20 protein-coding genes and 1 riboswitch are annotated in these 21543 nt (G+C 64.7%); of the genes, 8 read left to right on the top strand and 12 right to left on the bottom strand.

The genetic code is table 11. The annotated features are described in order from the left end of the window. Positions 1-66: 66 nt before the first annotated feature. Complete coding sequence (locus ACN0TK_RS00205; RefSeq protein ID WP_417307412.1) at positions 67-423, top strand: hypothetical protein; 357 nt, start codon at positions 67-69, stop codon at positions 421-423. Positions 424-478: 55 nt separating this feature from the next. Here ACN0TK_RS00205 and ACN0TK_RS00200 read toward each other — a convergent pair whose 3' ends face one another. Continuing rightward, positions 479-2308 carry an ABC transporter ATP-binding protein gene (locus tag ACN0TK_RS00200; RefSeq protein ID WP_417307411.1) on the bottom strand — a complete coding sequence of 610 codons (1830 nt, stop codon included), beginning with the start codon at positions 2306-2308 and terminating at the stop codon, positions 479-481. Positions 2309-2748: 440 nt separating this feature from the next. Between ACN0TK_RS00200 and ACN0TK_RS00195 the strand changes: the two genes are divergently transcribed. Then, complete coding sequence (locus ACN0TK_RS00195; protein ID WP_417307410.1) at positions 2749-3213, top strand: cyclic nucleotide-binding domain-containing protein; 465 nt, start codon at positions 2749-2751, stop codon at positions 3211-3213. Between the two features lie 36 nt (positions 3214-3249). On the opposite strand, the gene ACN0TK_RS00190 is transcribed toward ACN0TK_RS00195, so the two are convergent. The 10 genes from ACN0TK_RS00190 to ACN0TK_RS00145 all read right to left on the bottom strand — a co-directional run bounded on the left by ACN0TK_RS00190 (position 3250) and on the right by ACN0TK_RS00145 (position 13851). Then, the gene (locus tag ACN0TK_RS00190) at positions 3250-4485 is read right to left on the bottom strand and encodes an AGE family epimerase/isomerase (protein ID WP_417307409.1); all 1236 of its coding nucleotides are present in this window, start codon (positions 4483-4485) and stop codon (positions 3250-3252) included. A gap of 96 nt (positions 4486-4581) precedes the next feature. Further along, complete coding sequence (locus ACN0TK_RS00185; protein ID WP_417307408.1) at positions 4582-5334, bottom strand: phosphotransferase family protein; 753 nt, start codon at positions 5332-5334, stop codon at positions 4582-4584. Then, positions 5331-6509 (bottom strand): mandelate racemase/muconate lactonizing enzyme family protein, encoded by a 1179-nt coding sequence (locus tag ACN0TK_RS00180; protein ID WP_417307407.1) that lies wholly within the window; start codon positions 6507-6509, stop codon positions 5331-5333. Before ACN0TK_RS00180 ends, ACN0TK_RS00185 begins: the two co-directional genes overlap by 4 nt. A gap of 1550 nt (positions 6510-8059) precedes the next feature. Then, positions 8060-10231, bottom strand: a complete 2172-nt coding sequence (locus ACN0TK_RS00175) for a sodium-translocating pyrophosphatase (RefSeq protein ID WP_417307406.1) — start codon at positions 10229-10231, stop codon at positions 8060-8062. A 146-nt stretch (positions 10232-10377) separates the two neighbouring features. Further along, the gene (locus tag ACN0TK_RS00170) at positions 10378-10674 is read right to left on the bottom strand and encodes a DUF167 family protein (RefSeq protein WP_417307759.1); all 297 of its coding nucleotides are present in this window, start codon (positions 10672-10674) and stop codon (positions 10378-10380) included. Positions 10675-10682: 8 nt separating this feature from the next. Next, positions 10683-10973 carry a YggT family protein gene (locus ACN0TK_RS00165; RefSeq protein ID WP_417307405.1) on the bottom strand — a complete coding sequence of 97 codons (291 nt, stop codon included), beginning with the start codon at positions 10971-10973 and terminating at the stop codon, positions 10683-10685. A gap of 112 nt (positions 10974-11085) precedes the next feature. Further along, positions 11086-11703, bottom strand: coding sequence for a DedA family protein (locus tag ACN0TK_RS00160; protein ID WP_417307404.1), 618 nt, complete (start codon positions 11701-11703; stop codon positions 11086-11088). Between the two features lie 111 nt (positions 11704-11814). After that, the gene (locus ACN0TK_RS00155) at positions 11815-12417 is read right to left on the bottom strand and encodes an SCO family protein (protein WP_417307403.1); all 603 of its coding nucleotides are present in this window, start codon (positions 12415-12417) and stop codon (positions 11815-11817) included. 4 nt (positions 12418-12421) lie between these two features. Beyond that, positions 12422-13432 carry a copper chaperone PCu(A)C gene (locus ACN0TK_RS00150; RefSeq protein WP_417307402.1) on the bottom strand — a complete coding sequence of 337 codons (1011 nt, stop codon included), beginning with the start codon at positions 13430-13432 and terminating at the stop codon, positions 12422-12424. Between the two features lie 68 nt (positions 13433-13500). Then, complete coding sequence (locus ACN0TK_RS00145; RefSeq protein ID WP_417307401.1) at positions 13501-13851, bottom strand: hypothetical protein; 351 nt, start codon at positions 13849-13851, stop codon at positions 13501-13503. Positions 13852-13950: 99 nt separating this feature from the next. Further along, positions 13951-14151, top strand: a riboswitch (cobalamin riboswitch). A gap of 38 nt (positions 14152-14189) precedes the next feature. On the opposite strand from ACN0TK_RS00145, the gene ACN0TK_RS00140 reads away from it, so the two are divergent. From ACN0TK_RS00140 to ACN0TK_RS00125, 4 genes are all read left to right on the top strand, one after another. After that, positions 14190-14780 (top strand): HupE/UreJ family protein, encoded by a 591-nt coding sequence (locus ACN0TK_RS00140; RefSeq protein WP_417307400.1) that lies wholly within the window; start codon positions 14190-14192, stop codon positions 14778-14780. Between the two features lie 183 nt (positions 14781-14963). Next, on the top strand, positions 14964-15509 hold the full coding sequence (rplS, locus tag ACN0TK_RS00135; protein WP_417307399.1) for a 50S ribosomal protein L19: 546 nt from the start codon (positions 14964-14966) through the stop codon (positions 15507-15509). A 92-nt stretch (positions 15510-15601) separates the two neighbouring features. Continuing rightward, positions 15602-16198, top strand: coding sequence for a hypothetical protein (locus ACN0TK_RS00130; RefSeq protein WP_417307398.1), 597 nt, complete (start codon positions 15602-15604; stop codon positions 16196-16198). Positions 16199-16236: 38 nt separating this feature from the next. Next, positions 16237-17049, top strand: a complete 813-nt coding sequence (locus ACN0TK_RS00125; RefSeq protein ID WP_417307397.1) for an MBL fold metallo-hydrolase — start codon at positions 16237-16239, stop codon at positions 17047-17049. Here ACN0TK_RS00125 and ACN0TK_RS00120 read toward each other — a convergent pair. Next, positions 17022-17483, bottom strand: coding sequence for a hypothetical protein (locus tag ACN0TK_RS00120; protein WP_417307396.1), 462 nt, complete (start codon positions 17481-17483; stop codon positions 17022-17024). The two genes, ACN0TK_RS00125 and ACN0TK_RS00120, sit on opposite strands and share 28 nt — an antisense overlap. 239 nt (positions 17484-17722) lie before the next feature. On the opposite strand from ACN0TK_RS00120, the gene ACN0TK_RS00115 reads away from it, so the two are divergent. Further along, on the top strand, positions 17723-18526 hold the full coding sequence (locus ACN0TK_RS00115; RefSeq protein WP_417307395.1) for a PadR family transcriptional regulator: 804 nt from the start codon (positions 17723-17725) through the stop codon (positions 18524-18526). Positions 18527-18681: 155 nt separating this feature from the next. Then, positions 18682-21543 carry an FAD-binding and (Fe-S)-binding domain-containing protein gene (locus ACN0TK_RS00110; protein ID WP_417307758.1) on the top strand — a complete coding sequence of 954 codons (2862 nt, stop codon included), beginning with the start codon at positions 18682-18684 and terminating at the stop codon, positions 21541-21543.

Below are 21543 nucleotides of genomic sequence, written 5' to 3'. Positions count from 1 at the left end.
CTGCAGGCTGATTTGACGTCTTATGGGGACTCTCGGCGAGTAGTGACGCGTGGGATGGAAGCAGACATGAAGATACTTGCCGTCATCGCCACAATCTTGTCAGCCGGTTTCACAACGTCACATGCCGGGGCACAGACCGTGAGCAATCCCTACACTTACACCTGCAGTGCCTATCTTGCGGCGCAGCAGAGCGAGAACCGTGGCGAGGCCAATGCGGTGCTGTTCTGGGCGCTCGGCTATCTGCAGGCGCGGCTGGGGACCCTGCCGAGTGCAAGTTTCAGCGCCGAAAGCTTCGACAAAGACCTGCGCGACGTGCATGCGACGCTGCTGAAGATCTGTCCCAACGTGCCGGACATGCCGATCGCGACCTTCATGGACAATCTGGCGGGCGATTTCGAGAAAACCGGCAAGCCAAGCAACTAGGGCGCGGTTGGCGCTTACCCTTGGGGGAGCGGCACCGAAGCGCCGCCCCGTTCTTCTACTCCGCCACCTGCAGACCGGGGCTGAGGTCCATGCCCCGGACCAGATCCATCGCCTGCCGCTCGAACAGCTGACGATAGATGCCACCCTCGAGCGCAATCAGCTGCTCGTGCGTCCCCTCTTCGGCCACCTTGCCGTGACTGAAGACCAGCAGCCGGTCGAGCGCCCGCACGGTCGACAGCCGATGCGCGATGACGATGGTGGTCCGCCCCTCCATTAGCCGCTCCATCGCCTCCTGAATCAGCCGTTCGCTCTCGCTGTCGAGGCTGGATGTAGCCTCGTCGAGGATCAGGATCCGCGCATCGGACAGGAAGGCGCGGGCAATGGCGACGCGCTGACGCTCGCCACCCGACAGCTTTATGCCGCGCTCGCCGACCATGGTTTCGTAGCCCTTGGTCAGCTTGGCAATGAACCCATGCGCATTGGCGAGTTCGGCCGCCGCGATGATCTCCTTCATGCTGGCGCCCGGCTTGCCATAGGCAATGTTCTCGGCCAGCGAGCGGTGGAACAGGATGGGCTCCTGCTGCACGATAGCGATCTGCTGCCGCAGCGATGCCTGCGTCACCTCGCGGATATCGATGCCGTCGACCATGATCCGCCCGCCGGAAACATCATGCAGCCGCTGGATCAGTTTGACGAACGTCGTCTTTCCAGAGCCGGAATGCCCAACGAGCCCGACCTTTTCGCCCGGTGCAATGGCGATATTCAGGTCCTGATAGAGCGGTGTAGCGTGCTTGCCGTAGTGGAAGTCGACTGTCTCGAAACCGATGCGGCCTTCATGGATCACGATCGGCAAGGCGCCCGGATTGTCGGCGATATCGAGCGGCTGGTCATAGAGTTCGACCAGTTCCTCCATGTCGTTCACCGAGCGCTGCAGATTGCGCACATGCATGCCGACGTCGCGCAGGTAGCCCTGCAGCACGAATGATGTCGTCAAAACGAACGCGATGTCACCCGCCTCAGCGAGCCCTTGCGCCCACATGTACAGCGACACCGCAACGATGCCGAAGCGCAGGAGCAGCAGCAGCAGGAACTGCCCGGTGCCCGAATAGGTCCCACGCTCCCAGGTCCGCTGCATGCGTTGCCACCACTTGGCAACCGTATGCTGCAACCGCCTGTCTTCGCTGGTCTCCGCCCCGAAGCCCTTGACGACAGCATTGCAGGTCACCGCGTCGGCGAGTGCCCCACCGAGCCGTGTATCCCATTGATTGGCAAGGCTGGCAGCAGGCGCCACCCAATAGACGGAGAGCAGCACGGTGAACCCGACATAGATGATCGAGCCGATCGCAATCACCAGCCCCATCACCGGCCAGAAGGCCCCGAGCATCACCGTCGTGCCGACCAGCATGACCACCGAGGGCAGCATCGCCAGCAGCAGCGTATCATTGAGCAGGTCGAGCGCCCCGGTGCCCCTGGTGATCTTGCGCACTGTCGATCCGGCGAAGGCGTTCGCATGCCAGTCAGACGAGAACCGCTGCACGCGCGCAAAGGCGCTCTCCGTGATCTCAGTCATCATCCGCAAGGTGACGCGGATCATGCCCCACCAGGCGAAATGCCGGAGCACCAGGCCGCCGAGGCCCAGCGCCATCAGCAGCCAGAACGCGGCGAGCGCTGCGTCCCAGGCGATGGCGTCGGCGCTGGCACTCGAGGCCACCGCGTTGACGAGCTGGCCGGCATAGTAGGGCGTCAGCACGTCGGCGAGGGTCGACAGGATGATTGCCCCGGCAAGACCGGCGATGCCCAGCGGCTGCTGGCGCCAGTGCGAGAATGCGAAATTCAGAACCTTGCCATAGGCCTGCCGGCGATGGCGTGAGGACTTCGTGGGCATTGGATGTGTCCGGCGACGCATGACGCGCATGACCGGTCCCTGGAAGAAAGATGGATATGTACTGAAAAGTCCCGGAAATCCGGAGATTTTTCACGCTACGGGTCGGTCAGGGCCTATCGGCCGGACGGACAGGTCTCAGGCGAGCGGGCGCCGAGGGAGGATTGGGAATGCCATAACTGCCATATCGCCCCTCCTTGATGTGCGTGTGATCGGGGTGAAGCTGCATAGCCCAGTTTTCATCCGCCCGGCAAGACCCACAGTGCGGCACGATTGCCACGAATTTGCCGCACGATAGCCAGCCCGATGAATGCCGGCTGAACAGTTTTCGGCCGCAGATGCCTGGATATGAACGGTCTCTGTCAGCGACGGCGCGATTTGATCTCTTCATCGCACCGCGACAATTGGCTAAGCTCGCGACACGAACCTAGGGGGACTACGCGATGGCCAGCCTGATCACGCTCATCTACTCCGCGCCCACCCGGACGCTCGAAAAGGGCGAGGTGCTCATCAGCCAGGGCGATGAGGGCGGCGATATCTTCGTGCTCGAAACGGGCACCCTGTCGGTCGAGCGGGACGGCGTCGAGATCGCCACCATCACCGAAATGGATTCGCTGATCGGTGAAATGTCGGTGCTGCTCGGCCGCGAATATACCGCCACGGTGCGCGCCGTGGAGCCGACCAAGGTGCGGGTGGTCGAGGACGCCATCCGCATTCTGGAGCGCCAGCCGCTGCTGACCCTGCACCTCGCGACGCTGTTGTGCGAGCGGCTCGACGCCACCTCGGCCCTGCTGGTCGAAATGAACAGCGACAAATCCGGCGGTGCCGACCAGAAAGGCTGGGCCGGCCGGCTGCTCTCCAGCATCCTGACGCCGCCCAAGCCCGAAGCGCTTCCGAACCACGAATAGCGCCGACCCCTCGGGGGCGAAAGGCGCGCCCTGGCGTCAGGCACCGGCCGTGATGATGCCGCGCGTCACGCTGCCTTCTGCCGGATAGAGCGGAATCAGGCACGCCTGCAGCGCGTGGTAGATATCGCCCTTGCCCTTGAACAGCGTCGTCGCCGGCTGCATATCGGCGGTCAGCTGCTCGTGCCAGGCGCCATTGCGTTCGTCGATATGATGGCGCGCGATGACGTCCCAGATCCGCCGATACCAGCTCTCGTGGAAGTCTGACGGGCGATGCGCGATGAGGAAGGCCGCGGCCCCCACGCCTTCGGCCATCGGCCACCACAGCTTGTGCGGGATGTCGGGCGTGTCGGCCCAGTCGAGATTGTAAAAGAACCCGCCGTTGCGCTCGTCCCAGCCGATGCTGACCGCCTGGCGGAACAGCGCTTCGGCGGCATCCGGCATCCAGGCGTGCTTGCGCCCGCCCAGCGCCCACAGCTGCAGCACCAGCCGCGCCCATTCCACCCAGTGGCCCGGCGTCGTGCCGGGCGGCCGGAACATCTCGTCGCCCTCGTAAGCCTTGTCGACCTGCCAGTCGGCATCGAAATGCTCGGCGACGCGGAAGCCGTTCTCGCCTGCCTTGCGGCGAATGATCAGATCGGCGATGCGCTCGGCCTTGTCGAGATAGCCCTGCTCGCCGGTCGCCTCGAACGCGGCCATCAGCGCCTCGGTCATATGCATGTTCGAATTCTGGCCGTGATAATCGGAGATAGGCGACCAATCGGCGTTGAACTGCTCGTTGACGGCGCCATTGGCCTCGTCCCAGTAGCGCGTCTCGATCACCTCGGTGACATCGGCGATCATCTGGTCGGCCAGCGGATGCCCGACCAGCTTGGCGCTCGATGCGGCGAGCAGCGCAAAGGCGTGGCCATAGGCCTGCTTGCGGCCATTGTCGGCAGCGCCATTGTCGTCGACCGCCCAGAAGTAACCGCCATGCCGGGCGTCGCGGTGGACGTTCCACAAGTAACGCATGCCATGGTCGACGATCGGCTGCGACCCGGGCCGGCCGAGCAGGCTGCCGATGGCAAAGCAATGCACCATGCGCGCCGTGCCATGAATGCCGCGCACCGGATTGTCGGGCTGGATCGGCTCGCCCGTGCCGGTCAGTTCGTGAAACCCGCCCGCCGGATTGAAGGCCCGATTGGCGAAAAAGGCGAACAGCGCTTCGGCCCGATCGCGCAGCCATTGGCGATGGCCCGGGCGCGCGAGCCAGGGGGTGGCGGGGGTGATGGACATGGTGCGGCGGCTCCCTCGAATAGTCGTCACGAGACCTACACCGGACGCCGGCGATTGGCCAGATTGTGCCCCACTGTGCGGCGCCAGATGCCGGCGTCAGGCCGTCGCGGCGATCTCCGACAACCGCTGTCGTTCTGCATCGTCGACACCCTCGACGGCGAGACGCGCGGCAGCGAGGACCGGCCGCCAGGCGAGGATTTCTGCCGTGCTGAGGTCTGACGCTGCCGCATAGGCGGCGACATAGGCATCGGCCAGATCGGGCGCGACGCCGGAAACCAGCAGATGCGTGCGGCACACATCGGCCGCCGGGGGGCCGCTCGCGGCGTCGAGCCAATCGACAACAAGGGTCTGCCCGGGCCTGCCGAGAATGTTGAACGGATGGAAATCGCCGTGGCAAAGCCGGGTGCCGTCGGGCAGACCCGCCAGCCGCCCCAGCAGAGCCTCGCACTGCTCCGGCGGAAGATCGGAGCGCGCGATGCGAAAATGGAGGCGCTGCCGCAGGCTGGGCAGCCGCACGTCGGTGATGGCGTGGAAACGCCGGTGGAGGCGCAGCATCTCGTCCATCGCGCCGGGCACCAGATCAATGCCGGACGGGGTGAACCGCGCCAGCGTCTCGCCCTCGGCCCGGTCCATCACCAGCCCCCAGCGCCCCTGCCACTGCCCGACCGCGTGAACATCTGGCACCGGCAAGCCGTGATCGGCGATCGCCGCCAGCACCGCCGCCTCGGTGAAGACGGAAGCCTTTGCCTCCGGCCTGCGATAGAGCTTCAGGACGTGATCGCCATAGGCGAATACCTCCGCCACCTGGCCGGCCCCGAGCAGCGACCCGACCAGGGCCGCGTCGATCACCCCCACCAGTCCTCGCCCGCGAAGCGGTGGCCCTTGAGCCAGTCGTCGTCGAAACTGACGCCGAGGCCGGGTGCACTCGAGACCTGCATCTTGCCGTCGCGGATGACGATGGGGTTCTCAACCGCGCCCTCGAGGCGCGTTGCCCCGCGCGTACATTCGATGCGCGGGCAATTGTGGATCGCCGCACCCAGCTGCTGGCTCGCCATGTTGAGCAGGATGCCGTTGACATTGTGCAGCGTGATCGGGATGCGCCATGCCGAGGCCAGCTCGGCAATGCGCAGCGTGCCAGTGATGCCGCCCGAATTGACGATATCGGGCTGAAGGCAATCGACCGCCTGACGCGTCAGGAAGGGAAGCGCCTGATCCACCAGCTCGATGTTCTCGCCGGTCATGATCGGCAGATTGGTGGCGCGGCGCAGCGCCACCCAGTTCTCGGCAAAGCCGGGCTGCAGCGGATCCTCATAATAGAGCGGCTTGATCTCTTCGACCGCCTCGGCCACCGCGATGGCGCTCGGCGTGTCGAGCTCGTTGTGGCAGTGAACGATGATGTCGGTCTCGCCGAAATGTTCGCGCGCCAGCGCGTAGGAGCGCCGCACCTTGCGGATGTCGCCGGGCGAAAGGCTCGGCACATATTCCTGCATATGAAGCCCAAGGCAGGAATGGATATCGACCTTGTAGGCGGTGAAGCCGAAGGGCTCGGATTTGAGCTCCGCCACCCGGTCGGCCCAGGCGCCCGCGTCGGTGAAATCGCCCTGCGGGCAATGCGAATAGAGTTCGATCTCGTCGCGGAACGGCCCTCCGAGCAGCGATGCCACCGAGACGCCGAGCAGTTTGCCCGCGAGATCCCACAACGCCATGTCGATGCCCGACAGCACCTGCAGATGCGGCCGGCGCTGCGGATAGGCACTGAACATGTTGTGGTGATGCACCCGGATCGCCAGCGGATCCTTGCCGATCAGGCTCAGATGCGGCAACCGCCCGCCCCCGGCCGCCTGCCCGGCGATCACCGCGCGCACCAGATCGCCGTCATTGGGGCCGCAATCCCCATAGCCGGAAATGCCGGCGTCGGTGTCGATGCGCACGACGCAGAACCCGTCGTCGAGCCGCATGGCCTTGATATCGGTAATGGTCGCCTGCCGGCGATTGGCGGCGGCAGCCGTGTCGAGCGGGATCATGATCGGGGGTCCTCCAAGTCTTTTGAAGAACTTAGCCGGGCGGCGAGGCGGCGGATAGGGGATTTGGACGCTCTAGGTGGGGCGACGTACCGCGCCGTCGCCCGGCAATTCTTCATACCGCGCCCCCTCATCACCGGGCGTGTCCCGGTGATCCAGCGCGGAGCCGGTGAGGAGACAAGATTGTTCTGGATGTCCGGGACGCGCCCGGCCATGAGACGGAAGATCGGGACCGCAATGAGCCCTCATGGTGAGCCTGTCGAACCACGAGGGCGGGCGCACGGGCCGTGTCACGCCTCGTCCTTCGACAAGCTCAGGATGAGGCTACGGCAGGCGCCGCGCTTGCTGTGTGCGGGTTGACGGCTTCCGGGATGGGCCCCGGGTCAAGCCCGGGGTGACACCGAGGGTGGGGCGGCACAAGCACTCTCGCCTCAACTAGCTCCGATGCCGACCGCCCCTGACCATACCAATGCAAAGCCAGGATAACCCAGGTTTCGCCTATCAGTTTGACACGATATGCAAGGGAGATTAGAGTGCGATTGCTCGGATAATCTGAGCGTGCACGCCGAAACCACGGGGTGTGCAGAATCTGGGGAGTATCAGGAGATAACCAAATGAAGGTCCTTGCACAGCTATTCCTAAGCCGCTTTGGGCGGTTTGAGCGAGAAGTGCTGAGCTCCATCGATAGACTAGGTGACAGTGCGTACTGCGTTGCGATTACATCTGACCTCGAGTCGGTTCTAGGTCGAACAGTCTCCGCCGGACAGACCAGCAGAGCGTTGGCGGCGTTGGTTCGGACAGGTGTCATCAAGTCCGAGAAGATTTCGGCCGCACCTGGAAAGAAGCACTATCGAAGTCGAATCGTATACAGTTTCACTGCCGATGGCACACGACTTCTAGGTAGTGACTCGAATAAACAGTCGGAGGCCGATCCACTGTTTGCATGAAATTCTGGCGGGTCCCTGAGTCATAACCGCTAACTGCCAGATCGGCATTCCGCCGAATACTCAGGGAAAGCGGGAAAGGACTAAAGTAATGAAAAAGCCTAACCGTGAAACTGAACGCTGGCCCCCAAGGCTAGCGTCGAGAGTGGTCAATGCGCTGCTGCCCTGCAGTACGCGCTACTACGACTATCGCGAATACCTTACCAGCTATCGCCGTTTGGTATCCGAAACGTCCACATCGCGTGCCGAAAATTTTGCGCGTTGGAGGGCGTGCGACGATGCATGGAGGGCCGTGCCTGACTACGTCAAGCACGGCCTTTTCGCGTTCGTTATCAAGATGTTGCCTGGCGGAAACTAGTCTTCTGCCACGCGTCCACTGACAATGGTTGACCTCCAAAGTCAGTATAGACTAGGGCCACCGTTAGGTGGCCCTTTTTTCTATCTCTACCTTAAATGCGCCCTTCGATGAAAGGTTGCAAGCCAACGTGGTTAACGTTCGCCTCCAAAGGTAGCAATTAACAAACACGCTACACTATCCTTCTGACTGATGGAAGACCCGGGAGTTCCCACCCCCGGGCCTCGCGTTTCACGTCAAACTGCAGATGACCCTCACGCCACCCCGCCGAGATGCGCGAGCACGGCGATCAGCAGCAGGGCCACGATATTGGTGATCTTGATCATCGGGTTCACGGCGGGGCCCGCCGTGTCCTTGTAGGGGTCGCCGACGGTGTCGCCGGTGACGGAGGCCTTGTGCGCGTCAGAGCCCTTGAGGTGCTTGACGCCCTGGCTGTCGGTGAACCCGTCCTCGAAGCTCTTTTTGGCATTGTCCCAGGCGCCGCCGCCCGCCGTCATCGAGATGGCGACGAAGAGGCCCGTGACGATGACGCCCATCAGCATGGCGCCGAGGGCCGAGAAGCCTGCGGCTGCGCCGGCCACCCAGTAGATGACGAAGAAGATGACGATGGGCGACAGCACCGGCAGCAGCGAGGGGATGATCATTTCCCGGATCGCCGCCTTGGTGAGCATGTCGACCGCCCGGGCATAGTCGGGCTTGGATGTGCCCGCCATGATGCCCGCATCGGCCTTGAACTGACGCCGCACCTCGACCACCACCGCCTGCGCGGCGCGGCCCACGGCCGTCATCGACATGCCGCTGAAGAGGAACGGCAGCAACCCGCCGAAGAGCAGGCCGACGACCACATAGGGATCGGCCAGCGAGAAGGTGAGCGTCCCCATGCCGGCAAAGATCGCCGGCGCATCGGGCAGACCCGCGAAGTAGATCAGGTCCTGCGTATAGGCCGCGAACAGCACCAGCGCGCCGAGGCCGGCCGAACCGATGGCGTAGCCCTTGGTTACGGCCTTGGTGGTGTTGCCCACCGCATCAAGCGCGTCGGTATTGCGGCGCACTTCTTCGGGCAGGCCGGCCATTTCGGCGATACCGCCAGCATTGTCGGTGACCGGCCCGAAGGCGTCGAGCGCGACGATCATGCCGGCCAATGCCAGCATGGTCGCAACCGCAAAGGCGATGCCGAACAGCCCCGCCAGATTGTAGGTGACGACGATGCCGATGACGATGACCAGTGCCGGCAGGGCGGTGGCTTCGAGCGACACCGCGAGACCCTGGATGACATTGGTGCCGTGCCCGGTGACGGAGGCCTCGGCGATCGAATTCACCGGCCGCTTGCCGGTCGCGGTATAATATTCGGTGATGACGACGATCAGCGCCGTGATCACGAGGCCGGCGACACCGCAAAAGAACAGGCTCCACGGCGTGAAGGAGCGCAGGACCACCCCTTCGGCATCGGTGGCGCCGAGTTCGGCCCCCATGTCGCCAAACGTCCACCACAGGACCGGAATGAGCGCGATGAGCGACAGGACGCCCGTGGCGATCAGCCCCTTGTAGAGCGCGTTCATGATGTTGTTGTCGCTGCCGAGCTTGACGAAATAGGTGCCGGCAATCGAGGTGACGACGCAGGCACCGCCGATGGCCAGCGGCAGCACCATGCCCGCGAGCTTGAAGGCATCGGGCAGAACGATCGCTGCCAGCACCATGGTGGCGACCGCGGTGACCACATAGGTTTCGAACAGGTCGGCCGCCATGCCGGCGCAATCGCCGACATTGTCGCCCACATTGTCGGCGATGGTGGCCGGATTGCGCGGATCATCCTCGGGGATGCCGGCTTCGACCTTGCCCACCATGTCGCCGCCGACGTCCGCACCCTTGGTGAAGATGCCGCCGCCCAGGCGCGCAAAGATCGAAATCAGCGAGGCGCCGAAGCCGAGCGCCACCAGACCGTCGATGACGGTGCGGCTGGTCGGTGCGAAGCCGATGAACTGGGTGAGGACGATGAAATAGAGCGTCACGCCCAAAAGGCCGAGGCCCGCGACGAGCAGGCCCGTCACCGCACCCGACTTGAAGGCGAGATCGAGCCCGCCGGCCAGCGATTTGGTCGCCGCCTGGGCAACGCGCACATTGGCCCGCACCGAGACGTTCATGCCGATGAAGCCCGCCGCGCCCGACAGCACCGCCCCGATCAGAAAGCCGATGGCGGCATAGATGCCCAACAGCAGAAAGGCCAGCACCAGGATGACCACGCCCACGATGGCGATGGTCATATATTGCCGGCGCAGATAGGCGGAGGCGCCTTCGCGCACCGCGGCCGAGATTTCCTGCATGCGGGCATTGCCGGCGTCGGCGGCCATGAGCCCCCGCGTCGTAACGACGCCATACACGATCGACAGTGCGCCGCACACGACGATCGCCCAAAGTAGCAAAGTCATAAAAATCCCCTCGGTTGCCTACCCCAGGGGACGCTCCGTAGTCGCAGGTTTGGGCTCCCCAGCCCGACACCCCTCCCCGTCCCCGGAGTTCATCCCGAATTTGTGCCAAAATGTCGCACAGAGCGCAATGGGCAGCGGGGGAGCCCTTATTGCGGCAAACGGGCGATGAGGGATGGGGCGTCGCCCGCGATCACGACTGTCTTCAGCCGCGCGGTCTCGCCGGCAACGAGCGTGATGGCGGATTTGGGGACGCCGACGGTCTTGCTCAGCAGCGCGATCACGGCGGCATTTGCCTTGCCCTTGTCGGGCACCGCGGCGACGCGCACGCGCAGGACGGCACTGCCATCGGCCAGGGCTTCCACACCCTCGATCAGCGTCCGCCCGGCATTGGGCGTCACCCTGAGGCGCAGCTTCAGCCCGTCAGGGCCCGCGGTATAGGGCAGCAGCGGCGTCAGAAGACGTTGGGATAGATGTAATACATGATGACCCGCTGGATCAGATAGATGATCAGGAACAGCACCAGCGGCGACAGGTCGAGCCCGCCGAAATTCGGCATGTAGCGCCGGATGGGCCGCAGCACCGGGTCGGTCAGCTGGTTGAGGATTCGCCACACGGCGGCGACGAAATTATTGCGGGTATTGATCACGTTGAAGCTGATCAGCCAGCTCATGATGATCATGGCGAGCACGACCCACCAGTACATCTGCAGGACGACAAGGATGACGTCTAAAAGGGCGCGCATGATTGTCTCCGGGGTCGTGTGACGCTGCGGTTCTATCTAGTGCGGCAAAGCCGGTGCGGCAAGCGGTGGCGGCAAATTGCTGTGTGCCGCCATTGCGCCCCTAAAACCGCGCTCAGCTCTCGGTGGTCTGCGAGCGGCTCGGCTTCCAGGTGACGACCCGGAACAAATAAACGCCGACGACCACCACCAGCACCACCAGCGTCAGCGGATCGAGCCAGGATTCGACGAGGTGGTAATGCTCGTGCAGCAGCAGACCGGCGGTCACCAGCACCGTGTTCCAGATCAGCATGCCGATGGCGGAAAAGATCGTGAAGGTGATGATGTTCATCTTCGCCAGCCCCGCCGGCACCGAGATCAGCGTGCGGATGATGGGGAACAGCCGCCCCACCATGACGATCGGCTTGCCCCAGCGCAAAAAGATCCGCGCCGCGAGATCGATCTCGTCGGCATTGAAGGCGAACCAGCGCCCGAACTTGTCGGCCAGCCATTTGACCCGTTCGAGCCCGAAGGCCCGGCCGATGAAATACCACGGCACCATGCCGAGCATCGAACCGAGCGTCGCGGCGAGAACCACGCCGATGAAGTTGAGGTCACCCTGCCCGGCGGCGAAGCCGGCGAAGGGAATGATCAGTTCCGACGGAATGGGAGGAAACACCGCCTCGAGCAGCATCAGCGCCATGATGCCCAGATAGCCCATATTGGTGATGGTTTCGGTGATCCAGCCTGCCATGTCGCGCTCCGCCAAGGGTGTTGCGCACCCTGTTACATGAGCCGGGGCCGCAAGGCGACAACCAGATGGATGCGCCGCCCCGGTTCGGGACGGCGCGATTTGCGCAAAAGCTCAGCCCGCGAGGAGCTTCCGGATCTTGTTGACCGCGACATCGCGGTTCTCGCCATAGGCAATGGTGCCTTCAAAGCTGCCATCGGGATTGACCAGGAACACCGAGGCCGTGTGGTTGACGAGATAGTCGTCACCCTCGCCGACCTTTTCGTGGAAGACGCCCCAGGCCTTGACGAGCTTTTCGATCTCGTCCGGATCGCCGGTGACCCCGGTCACCCGGCCATTCAGCCAACCGACATAGTCGCCGAGTACCTCCGGCGTATCTCGCTCGGGATCGACCGAGACGAAATAGGCCTTCAGGTCATCGGCATCGGCGCCGAGATCTTCGAACCACAACGACAGATCGGCCATGGTGGTCGGGCAGACGTCCGGGCAATGCGTGTAGCCGAAGAACATCAGCGAGGGATGACCGGTCAGCATCGACTGATCGAGCGGCGCGCCCGACTGGTCGACCACCGAAAAGGCGGCCCCGGCGCCCGGTCCGCGCGGCGGCGCGAACACGAACAGGGCCGTGGCGCCGACGGCAGCCACCGCCACCAGCGCCCAAAGAATCATGCGGAACTGGCGGAGACGGGGATGCGGTTGGGGATTGGCAGTGGCCACTGGGTCAGCCTCCGTGATTGTGGGTGTGGGCAGAATGATCATGGCCCGGCTCGGTGGCGGCCGAGCTGCCGATCGCGAGATCGATGTCGACGCTGCCGGCCTTTTCGAAGGTCAGTGTGACGGGCACGGTTTCGCCCTCGACCAGTTGATCATTGAGCTTCATGAACATCAGGTGCAAGCCACCGGGCGCCAGGGTGACGGTTTCGCCGGCCGGCACCGAGATGCCGTCTTCGAGCTCGCCCATCTTCATGACGTCGCCATCCATCTTCATTTCATGCAACTGCACCATGCCGGCGACAGGCGAGCTGGCGGCGACCAGACGATCGTCGCTGTCACCAGTATTGGTGATGGTCACATAGCCGCCCGCAACCGGCGCATTGGGCGCCGTGGCGCGCGAAAAGGCACCGGAGAGTTCGAGATCGCCGATCGTCACGGTGTCGGTCGCCGCCATCGCGGAATGATCATGGGCCATCGCTGCGTGGTCATGGCCGTGCGCCGCATCGGCCATCGTCACCGTCAGCACCGGAGCGGGATGCGCCAGGCTGTGCGGATCGACGCCCTCGGCAGCGACTTCGTCCCAGACCACGGAGCCGTCGCCGCACAGCTGGGTGACGGCGATGGGAAGCTGGGTTTCGACCTCGAAGCCCATCAGGCTGCCGCGCAGCACGAACTCGTCGAAATGATCGTTCGGCAGGTTGCCACCCGACCAGGTGATCTGGGTGACGCCAGAGGTGACCGAGCGCCCGTGGACCGTGTACGCGCCGGCATAGTCGCCAGTGGTCGTTTCGATCTGCCAGCCGGCCTTGGCCTGCGGCTTGGCAGAGACGAAGCCTTCGGGGACGGTGACGATCACCGTATCGGTGGCGGCGCCGTCACAGCCATGCGGCACGAGGACGGCCAACTTGACGCTGCTGCCATTGGCGGCGGTTTTCGGGCTGATACCGGCATGGGCGAAGGCCAGCGACGGCAGCAGCACCAGGGAGGCGGCCAGCGCCGCAGAGAAAGAACGGGTCATGATATGTCTCGCAATAGCCCGCTCCGGCACGGCCGGCGGCGGGAGATAGATCTGAAATCGAAGGGAAATCAGACGAGACGGGGTGGACCGCGCGCTTCCGGCAGGCCGGGCAGCATCGGCGTGACGGCGACACCTGCCGTGCAGCTTTCGACGACCGGTGCTGAGCGGGGCAGGTGTAGCAGACCGCCCTGCGGCGGGGGCAGCGCGGCACCGGCAATTCGGCAGGCATGACACGGCCCCTGGACATGGTCTTCGCCGCTGACCGGATCACCACAGAAGCTGATGCTGGCCGAGGCGAGCGACAGTGTGTCGCTGTCGGGCAGGACGGAGACCGGCTGATGACCGAACGACAGGAACACCAGCGCCAGCACAGCCAGTGCGCGCAGGGTTTCGCCGATCATTTGCCCGAAGAGGCGCAAGCTGCTGGTCTCCATCACACCGGCGCTGATTAGCGCAGACCGCCGCGCTTGTCCTGCGGCAAATGCGATCACATGCGATTGATCTGGCGGATCGAACCTGCCAAAGATCGACCTGACGGTGCGTGGAGGCCAGACCCCTCCGCGTGAAACGGGAAGCCGGTTCCTGCGACTGCAGGCAAGCTGGCGCCGCCCCCGCGACTGTATCGGGCCACGATCCCCTCCAGCGCCACTGGTTTGCGACTGGGAAGGCGGAGGGAGAGGCCCGGAGCCAGGAGACCGGCCGTCACCGACTGAGAACCGCGACACGGGACGGTGGGTCCCGCCAAGGAGAACATTTTATGCGCGCAATTCTGGCCCTTTTCATCGCACTCGCCCCCACGGCGGTGCTGGCCCATACCGGCACGGGCGATGCCCACGCCCATGACCTGGTGCACGGTTTCATGCACCCGATCGGCGGGCTCGACCATATCCTCGCCATGGTGGCGGTCGGCGTTTTCGCCTTCGTGCTCGGCGGCCGCGCGATGTTGCTCGTGCCGCTGGCCTTCGTTGCCATGATGGCCGTCGGTTTCGGCCTTGGCATTGCCGGCATGGACCTGCCCTTCGTTGAGCTGGGCATTGCGCTGTCGAGCATCGTCATCGGTGGCGCGGCCGCTCTGGGCCGCCCGATGCCTGTCGCTGCGGCCATGAGCCTCGTCGGCGTCTTCGCGATCTTCCATGGCCATGCGCATGGCGCCGAAATGCCTGCCGGCAGCTCGGGCCTCGGCTATGCGCTGGGCTTCATCGCTGCGACTGCGCTGCTGCACGCCGCCGGCATTGGCGCCGCGACCGGCGTTTCGGCGCTGGCCGCCCGCTACGGCCGTCCGCTGGCCCGCATCGCCGGGGGCCTGTTCGCCGTTGCCGGCGCAGGCGTTCTGGCTGGCTGGCTCTAAGCCTCCCCAAATCTGCTTCGAGCGCCCGCGAGCCACTGGACTCGCGGGCGTTCTTCATTTATAGCCCGCGACGCCTGAGCCAACGGCTCGGCCAATAATCACGATAACAATCCGTGCAACCAAGACCGGGCGGTCGGCGCAAGTCGGCGAAACGCCCCATGAAAAGATAGAACGGACTCGACCATGTCGAACATTATCGCCGAACTTGAGAAAGAGCAGTACGACGCTCTGATCGCCAAGCGCCCCGTCCCCGAATTCACCCATGGTGATACCGTGAAGGTGTGGGTGCGCATTCGTGAAGGTGAAAAAGAGCGCCTGCAGGCCTATGAGGGCGTTGTCATCGCCCGCAACGGCAGCGGCCTCAACGAGAGCTTCACCGTCCGCAAGATTTCCTACGGCGAAGGCGTCGAGCGCGTCTTCCCGATCCTGAGCCCGAACGTCGACCGCATCGAAGTGATCAAGCGCGGTAAGGTGCGTCGCGCCAAGCTGTACTACCTGCGCGATCGTCGCGGTAAGTCGGCGCGTATCTTCGAGAACACGGGTGCCCGCACCAAGAAGATCGAAGCTGCCGAGCGCACTGCCGCCAGCGAGGCCAAGGCCGCACGCGAGGCCGAGAAGGTCGCCGCAGCCGAGGCGCTGGCCGCCGAGCTGGCTGCCAAGGATGCCGCCGAAGCCGCTGCTGCTGCCGAGGCCGAGACCGCTGCGCCCGAGGAGAAGGCAGGCGAATGAGCCGCCTTTTGTCCGACACACGTCGCTGACACATTCTGGAACCCGGCATTCGTGCCGGGTTTTTGATTCTGGCCGAGGGCAATTGGGAGCCGATGATCGTGGGGGATCGCGAGGAGAGGGGACGTATCGCGGCAGAGCTGCGCGATGAGGCGCGCACCCTGCTGATCGAGACGGGCGTTCTGGAGCTGCTGACCGCGCGCTTTGGCGAAGCGACTGTGACCGGCAGCGCCGGCTATGACCTGATGGTCGACCGCAACCTCGATCTTCACCTGCCCTGCGACGCCGAGCGCACCGTGGAATGGGCGAGCCTCGCCGGGGAGTTGGCCGCGCAGCTCGAGCAGGTTGGACTGAGCCTGCACCGCGCGAGCTTTCTCAACGACTATGTCGATCCCCACCCCGCAGGCGCGGGCCTGTGCTGGGCCATCGAGTTCGCCGATTTCGCCGGCAATGACTGGCGCTGGGAAATCTGGGCCTGGGACCCGTTCGACTTTGCCGTGCGTCAGGCGCGCGACGCCAATTTCCGCGCCGACCTGTCGAGCTGCGACCGCGACCTGATCCTGGCGCTGAAGCACGAGGTCCGCGCGCGTGACTATGCCGGCCAGATCACCAGCTTCGACATCTATCAGTTCGTGATCGAAGGCGCCGGCGCCTCGGTGGCGGAGCTGGAAGCCTGGAAGGGCCTCGCCTAGGGTCAGCGCGCCGCCGATCACCGTGGAGACCGACCGCCATGCCATCCTTCATCTGCACCACCTGCGGCGTCGGCTATGCCCCTTCGGACACGCCACCCCAAAGCTGCAGGATCTGCAGTGACGAACGTCAATACGTGAATGCAGGCGGCCAGGACTGGACGACGCTCGCGGCGCTGCAGGCGACGCATGAAAACGACATCCGCGAACTTGAACCGGGCCTCTTCGGCATCGGCGCCAGCCCGCAGATCGCCATCGGCCAGCGCGCCCTGTTCATCGCCCAGCCGGGCGGCGGCGTGCTGTGGGATTGCACCCCGCTGGTGACGCCCGAGGCGGTCGCCCATATCGAGGCGCATGGCGGCTTGCGCGCCATCGCGATTTCGCACCCACATTTTTATGCATCAATGGTGGACTGGTCCGAGGCCTTTGGCGGCATTCCGATCCATCTGCACGCGGATGACCGCGCCCATGTGATGCGGCCCTCGGAGCGGGTGACCCACTGGACGGGCGAAACGCTGGATCTGGGCCAGGGCATCACGCTCATCCGCTGCGGTGGGCATTTTGCCGGTTCGAGCGCCCTGCACTGGGCCGGCGGCGCCGGGGGTGAGGGCGTGCTGACGACCGGTGACACCATCATGGTGGTGCCGGACAGCCGCTGGGTGAGCTTCATGTATTCCTACCCCAACCTGATCCCGCTACCGGCACGGGCAGTCGCGCGCATTGCCGGCGCCGTGGCGCCCTTCGCTTCCGACACGATCTATGCCGGCTGGTGGGACCGGGTGCTGCGCGGCGATGCATCCGCCCGGGTGCGCGCCTCCGCCGATCGTTACATCGCGGCCATCGCGCCGGAATAGTCTGCGGCCTCCATCGGCAGCGCTTCGGCGAGCTGTGTCACCATCCGCCCGATCGGCAGCACCAGCGCCCCGTCGCTGGCCATCGGCAAAGGGTCGAGACTGTCGTGGCCGAGCGCCACCACGGTGCCATCCGCATAGCGCCGGAACTCCAGCACCGCGCCAAGGTGGCGCGGCGGGCACAGGACGGTATCGAACACCCATTCGGCATGAACATGCGGCGCGCGCGCCGTGCTGTCGGGATCGTAGGGCGCAGCGGCAAAGCCATAGCGCAGCAGCCGGTCCGACAAGAGGTTATGGACCAGCTGAAAACCGGTGAACCCGAGCGTGACTCGGCCCGTATCGCCCGGCATCCGCCGCGCCAGCGCCTGCCCGCGCTTCAGCCGCGTCTTGAAGGTGTTGAGATTGATGCCCAGCAGATCGCAGGCCTCAGCCATGCCGACTAGCGGGCGATGCCAGTGAGACCGGAGCCGATCGAGCGCAGCGCTGGAAGTGGGAACCATTGGAGCAAGCCGAAGGATCGCGACGCGCCATGGTTTCACTGAACCCCTTAACGCCGCCCAAGCGCAGATATGCGGCTTTCCCACCAAAAGATATATCTTGCGATAGGTCTTGATACCTCATGGCTGCGGCATCACCTCTTGAGCAACGCTAAGATATATCTTGGGAGACGGATATGCGCGACGAAGATGATCACCGCTGGGACCGTTGGGAAAGCCAGTGGCGCCGCATGGAAGGCATGGCGCGCCGCGGGTTTCGCAATTTTTCGAACATCGATCTCAACTTCGACACCTCGAAGATGAGCAATTTCATGGGCCTGGGCGGCAATCTCCGCATTGGCCGCATGCTGGCCTCGGGCGACCTGCGGCTGGTGGCGCTCTACCTGATCGAGCAGCAGCCGCGTCACGGCTACGACATCATCAAGGCCGTCGAGGAGCGCTCGATGGGGTTCTATTCGCCGAGCCCGGGCATCGTCTATCCGGCCCTGACTTTCCTCGAGGAGGCCGGCTATGTGACCTCGGCGACGGAGGGCAACAAGAAGCTCTATACGATCACCGACACGGGCCGGACGCATCTCGACGACAATCGCGAGGCGATCGACTCGACCCTCGATTTCCTCGGCAAGGCCGGCAGCCGGATGAACGACTGGCGCGACCGCATGAGCCAGCCCGGCTGGCCCTTCAACTCGGGCGAGGACGATGGCGGCCGCGATGGCGAGGCCGGCCAGGGCGCCGGCATGTATGGCCACACCGACGTGGAGTACGAAGACCACTACACCTCGGCGCGCCCGTCCGAGCCGCCCCGTCAGGACGCCCGCGGTGATGGCGAGGATCTCGATCCCGATGTGAAGGCGGCGCGCAAGGCGCTGAAAAAGGCGATTCGGCAGGCCGTCTCCGAGGATCCGGGGGCGCAGCGCCGCGTCGCGGCCATTCTGCGCCGGGCTGCTGCGGATATCCGCCAGGACAGCAACGGCCGGTAAGATCAATAAGGGCGGCGGTACCGAAAAGGTATCGTCGCTTTTTTGCTGTCTTTTCGCGCTGCGGAACCACAAGCGCGTGCGCCGACTCCCTATTGCCCCCAAATCGCTCTACCATGGGTGCAAATCTCACCTGAGGATGTAGTGACGTGAACGAGATGGCCCCCATCGGGGTGGACAAGGCAAAGGCGGCTGCCGGCGTTGTTGCGCGGCTGGCGGACACCACGATCCTCGAGTCCCGCATCATGACCGATGCGGTGATGACCTATGCCTATTCGGGCGATGCCAGCTCCTACCGGCTGGTGCCGGCGGTGGTGGTGATCGTCAACACCGAGGACGAAGTGCGCGCGGTGATTGAAGCCGCGCGGGCCGAAAAGCTGCCGCTGACCTTCCGCGCCGCCGGCACTTCGCTGTCCGGCCAGTCGATCACCGACGGTGTGCTCGCGGTTCTCGGCGATGGCTGGCGCAAGGTGAGGATCGACGACAACGGGGAGCGCGTGACGCTGGGCCCGGCCAATATCGTCGCCAACGTCAACAAGCTGCTCAAGCCGTTTAACAAGAAGCTCGGCCCGGACCCTGCCAGCCAGGCGACCGCCAAGATAGGCGGCGTGGTGAACAACAATTCGTCCGGCATGTGCTGCGGCGTCGCCTACAACACCTACTACACCATGCACCGGCTGCGGGTGATGATTGTGGACGGCACGGTGCTCGATTCGGGCGACGAGGAGTCGGTCGCGAGCTTCCGCCAGACCCACGCGCACATCCTCGATAAGCTGCTTGAGCTGCACCGCGAGGTGACCGCCGATCAGGAACTGGTGGATCTGATCCGCCACAAGTACCGGATCAAGAACACTGTCGGCTACGCGGTGAACGCGCTGGTCGATTTCCACGACCCCATCGATATCCTCATTCACCTGATCGTCGGTTCGGAAGGCACCCTCGGCTTCGTCTCCGAGGTGACCTACAACACCATCGACGAGCACCCCTTCCGGGTGACCGGGCTGATCCCCTTCCCCGATCCGCATTCTTGCGCCCGCGCCATCTCCAAGCTCGCCAATGGCGGCGTGCAGACGACGACGGGCGTCACGGCCGCCGAATATATCGAGCGCCGCGCACTGGCCACGGTGGAGCACCTGCCGGCGATTGCGCCCTATGTGCCTTATTTCACCGAGAATTCGCCGGCGGTGCTGATCGACGTTACCGCGCCGGATGCGGAGGCGCTGGCGGCCGAGACGCAGAAATGCATCGCCACGCTGAAGTCGGAAGGCGCGACGCATATCGATTTCTCGCCCGACGAGAAGCGCTCGCACGACCTGTGGGACGTGCGGAAGGGCTTTTTCGCCACCGGCGGCGCCGCGAGGCCCAAGGGCACCTCGATGCTCACCGAGGACGTGGCCGCGCCGATCGACAAGCTCGCCGATTTCGTCATTGCCATGCGCCAGCTGCTCGACGACTACGGCTATGACGACGCGATCATTTTCGGGCACGCGCTGGCTGGAAACCTGCATTTCCAGATGAGCGACGACTTCAAGGACCCCGAGGCGGCGGACAAGTTTGACCGCTTTTCCAAGGCGCTGAGCGAGCTGGTCTCGATCCGCTATGGCGGCTCGTTGAAGGCCGAACACGGCACCGGCCGCGCCATCGCGCCCTTCGTCGAGGCCGAGTGGGGCAGCAAGGCCTATGTGTTCATGCACCGCATCAAGCAGATCTTCGACCCCGAAGGCCTGCTGAACCCAGGCGTGCTGCTGAACCCCGACCCGGATATCCACGTCAAGAATCTGAAGCTGATGCCGCTCGCCGACGATATCGTCGACCTGTGCATCGAGTGCGGTTTCTGTGAACCCGCCTGCCCCAGCCACCACATGACGATGTCGCCACGCCAGCGGATTGCCGTGACCCGCGAGCGCGCCCGCCTGCGCAGCACAGGCGAGGACCCCGAGCGATTGAAGGCCATGGACGAGGGCTTCGAATATGCCGGCCTCGCGACCTGTGCCGCCGGCAATGTCTGTGCCCTGCGCTGCCCGGTGGGCATCGAGACCGGCACCATGGTGATCGGTGAGCGGGCGCGCCGCCGCACCGACGGCGAGCGCAAGCTCGCCCATACGATCGGCGGGCTTACCGGCCCGGTCGAGCACGCGATGAAACTGGGTGTCGGCGCCCAGGCGCTGAGCCGCACCATCATCGGCAATGGCGCCACCGATTCGCTGGCCCGCTTCGCCCGCAAGGTCAGCGGCGACCGCATTCCCCGCGTCAGCCCGGCGCTGCGGCCAGGCCCCGGTGCGCCGAAGCGGCCCGAGCCGATGGATGCGCCCAATGGCAAGGTGGTCTATTTCCCCTCCTGCGCCACCCGCATGTTCGGCGCCCCGACCAACCGGCTCGGCATGCTGCCCGCCACCGACGCGATGATCGCGCTGCTCGAACGCGCCGGCTTTGCTCCCGTGGTGCCCGATCACCTCGACGGCCAGTGCTGCGGCCAGCCCTTCCAGTCCAAGGGCTTTCCCGAGGAAGCCGAACGCGTTGGCGGCCCGACGCGCGCCGAGCTCGACGACCTGTCGCATGACGGCAAGACCCCGGTGGTCACCGACGCCTCGACCTGCGCCAAGCACATGCGCGAACACCCCGGCAAGGCCGCCGTCGCCGACTCCGCCGAATTCCTGCTGAACGAAGTGCTGCCGCGGATCACCATCACCAGCCCGATCCCCGCCGTTGCCGTGCACCTCAACTGCTCGGCGCAGCGGCTTAAGGAGCAGGAACTGATCGGCACGCTCGCAGCCGCCATGGCCGAAAAGGTCGTGGTGCTGGACGCCATCAGCTGTTGCGGCTATGCGGGGGACAAGGGCCTGTTCGTGCCCGAACTCAATGCCCATGCCACCCGTTTCGGCAAGGCGCAGATCCCCGCCGATTGCACCGTCGGCATTTCCACCGTTTCGACCTGTGCGACCGGACTGAGCGAGCGGATGGAAATCCCCTTCGTGTCTCTGGCCAGCCTGCTCGAAAAGGTCAGCCGACCGGCAATTTGA

Origin of the sequence: Devosia sp., from assembly GCF_048261455.1 — a bacterium.
Lineage (GTDB): Bacteria > Pseudomonadota > Alphaproteobacteria > Rhizobiales > Devosiaceae > Devosia_A.
Note: the sequence above shows the minus strand (reverse complement) of the source record. Positions and strands in the feature narration are given on the sequence as shown.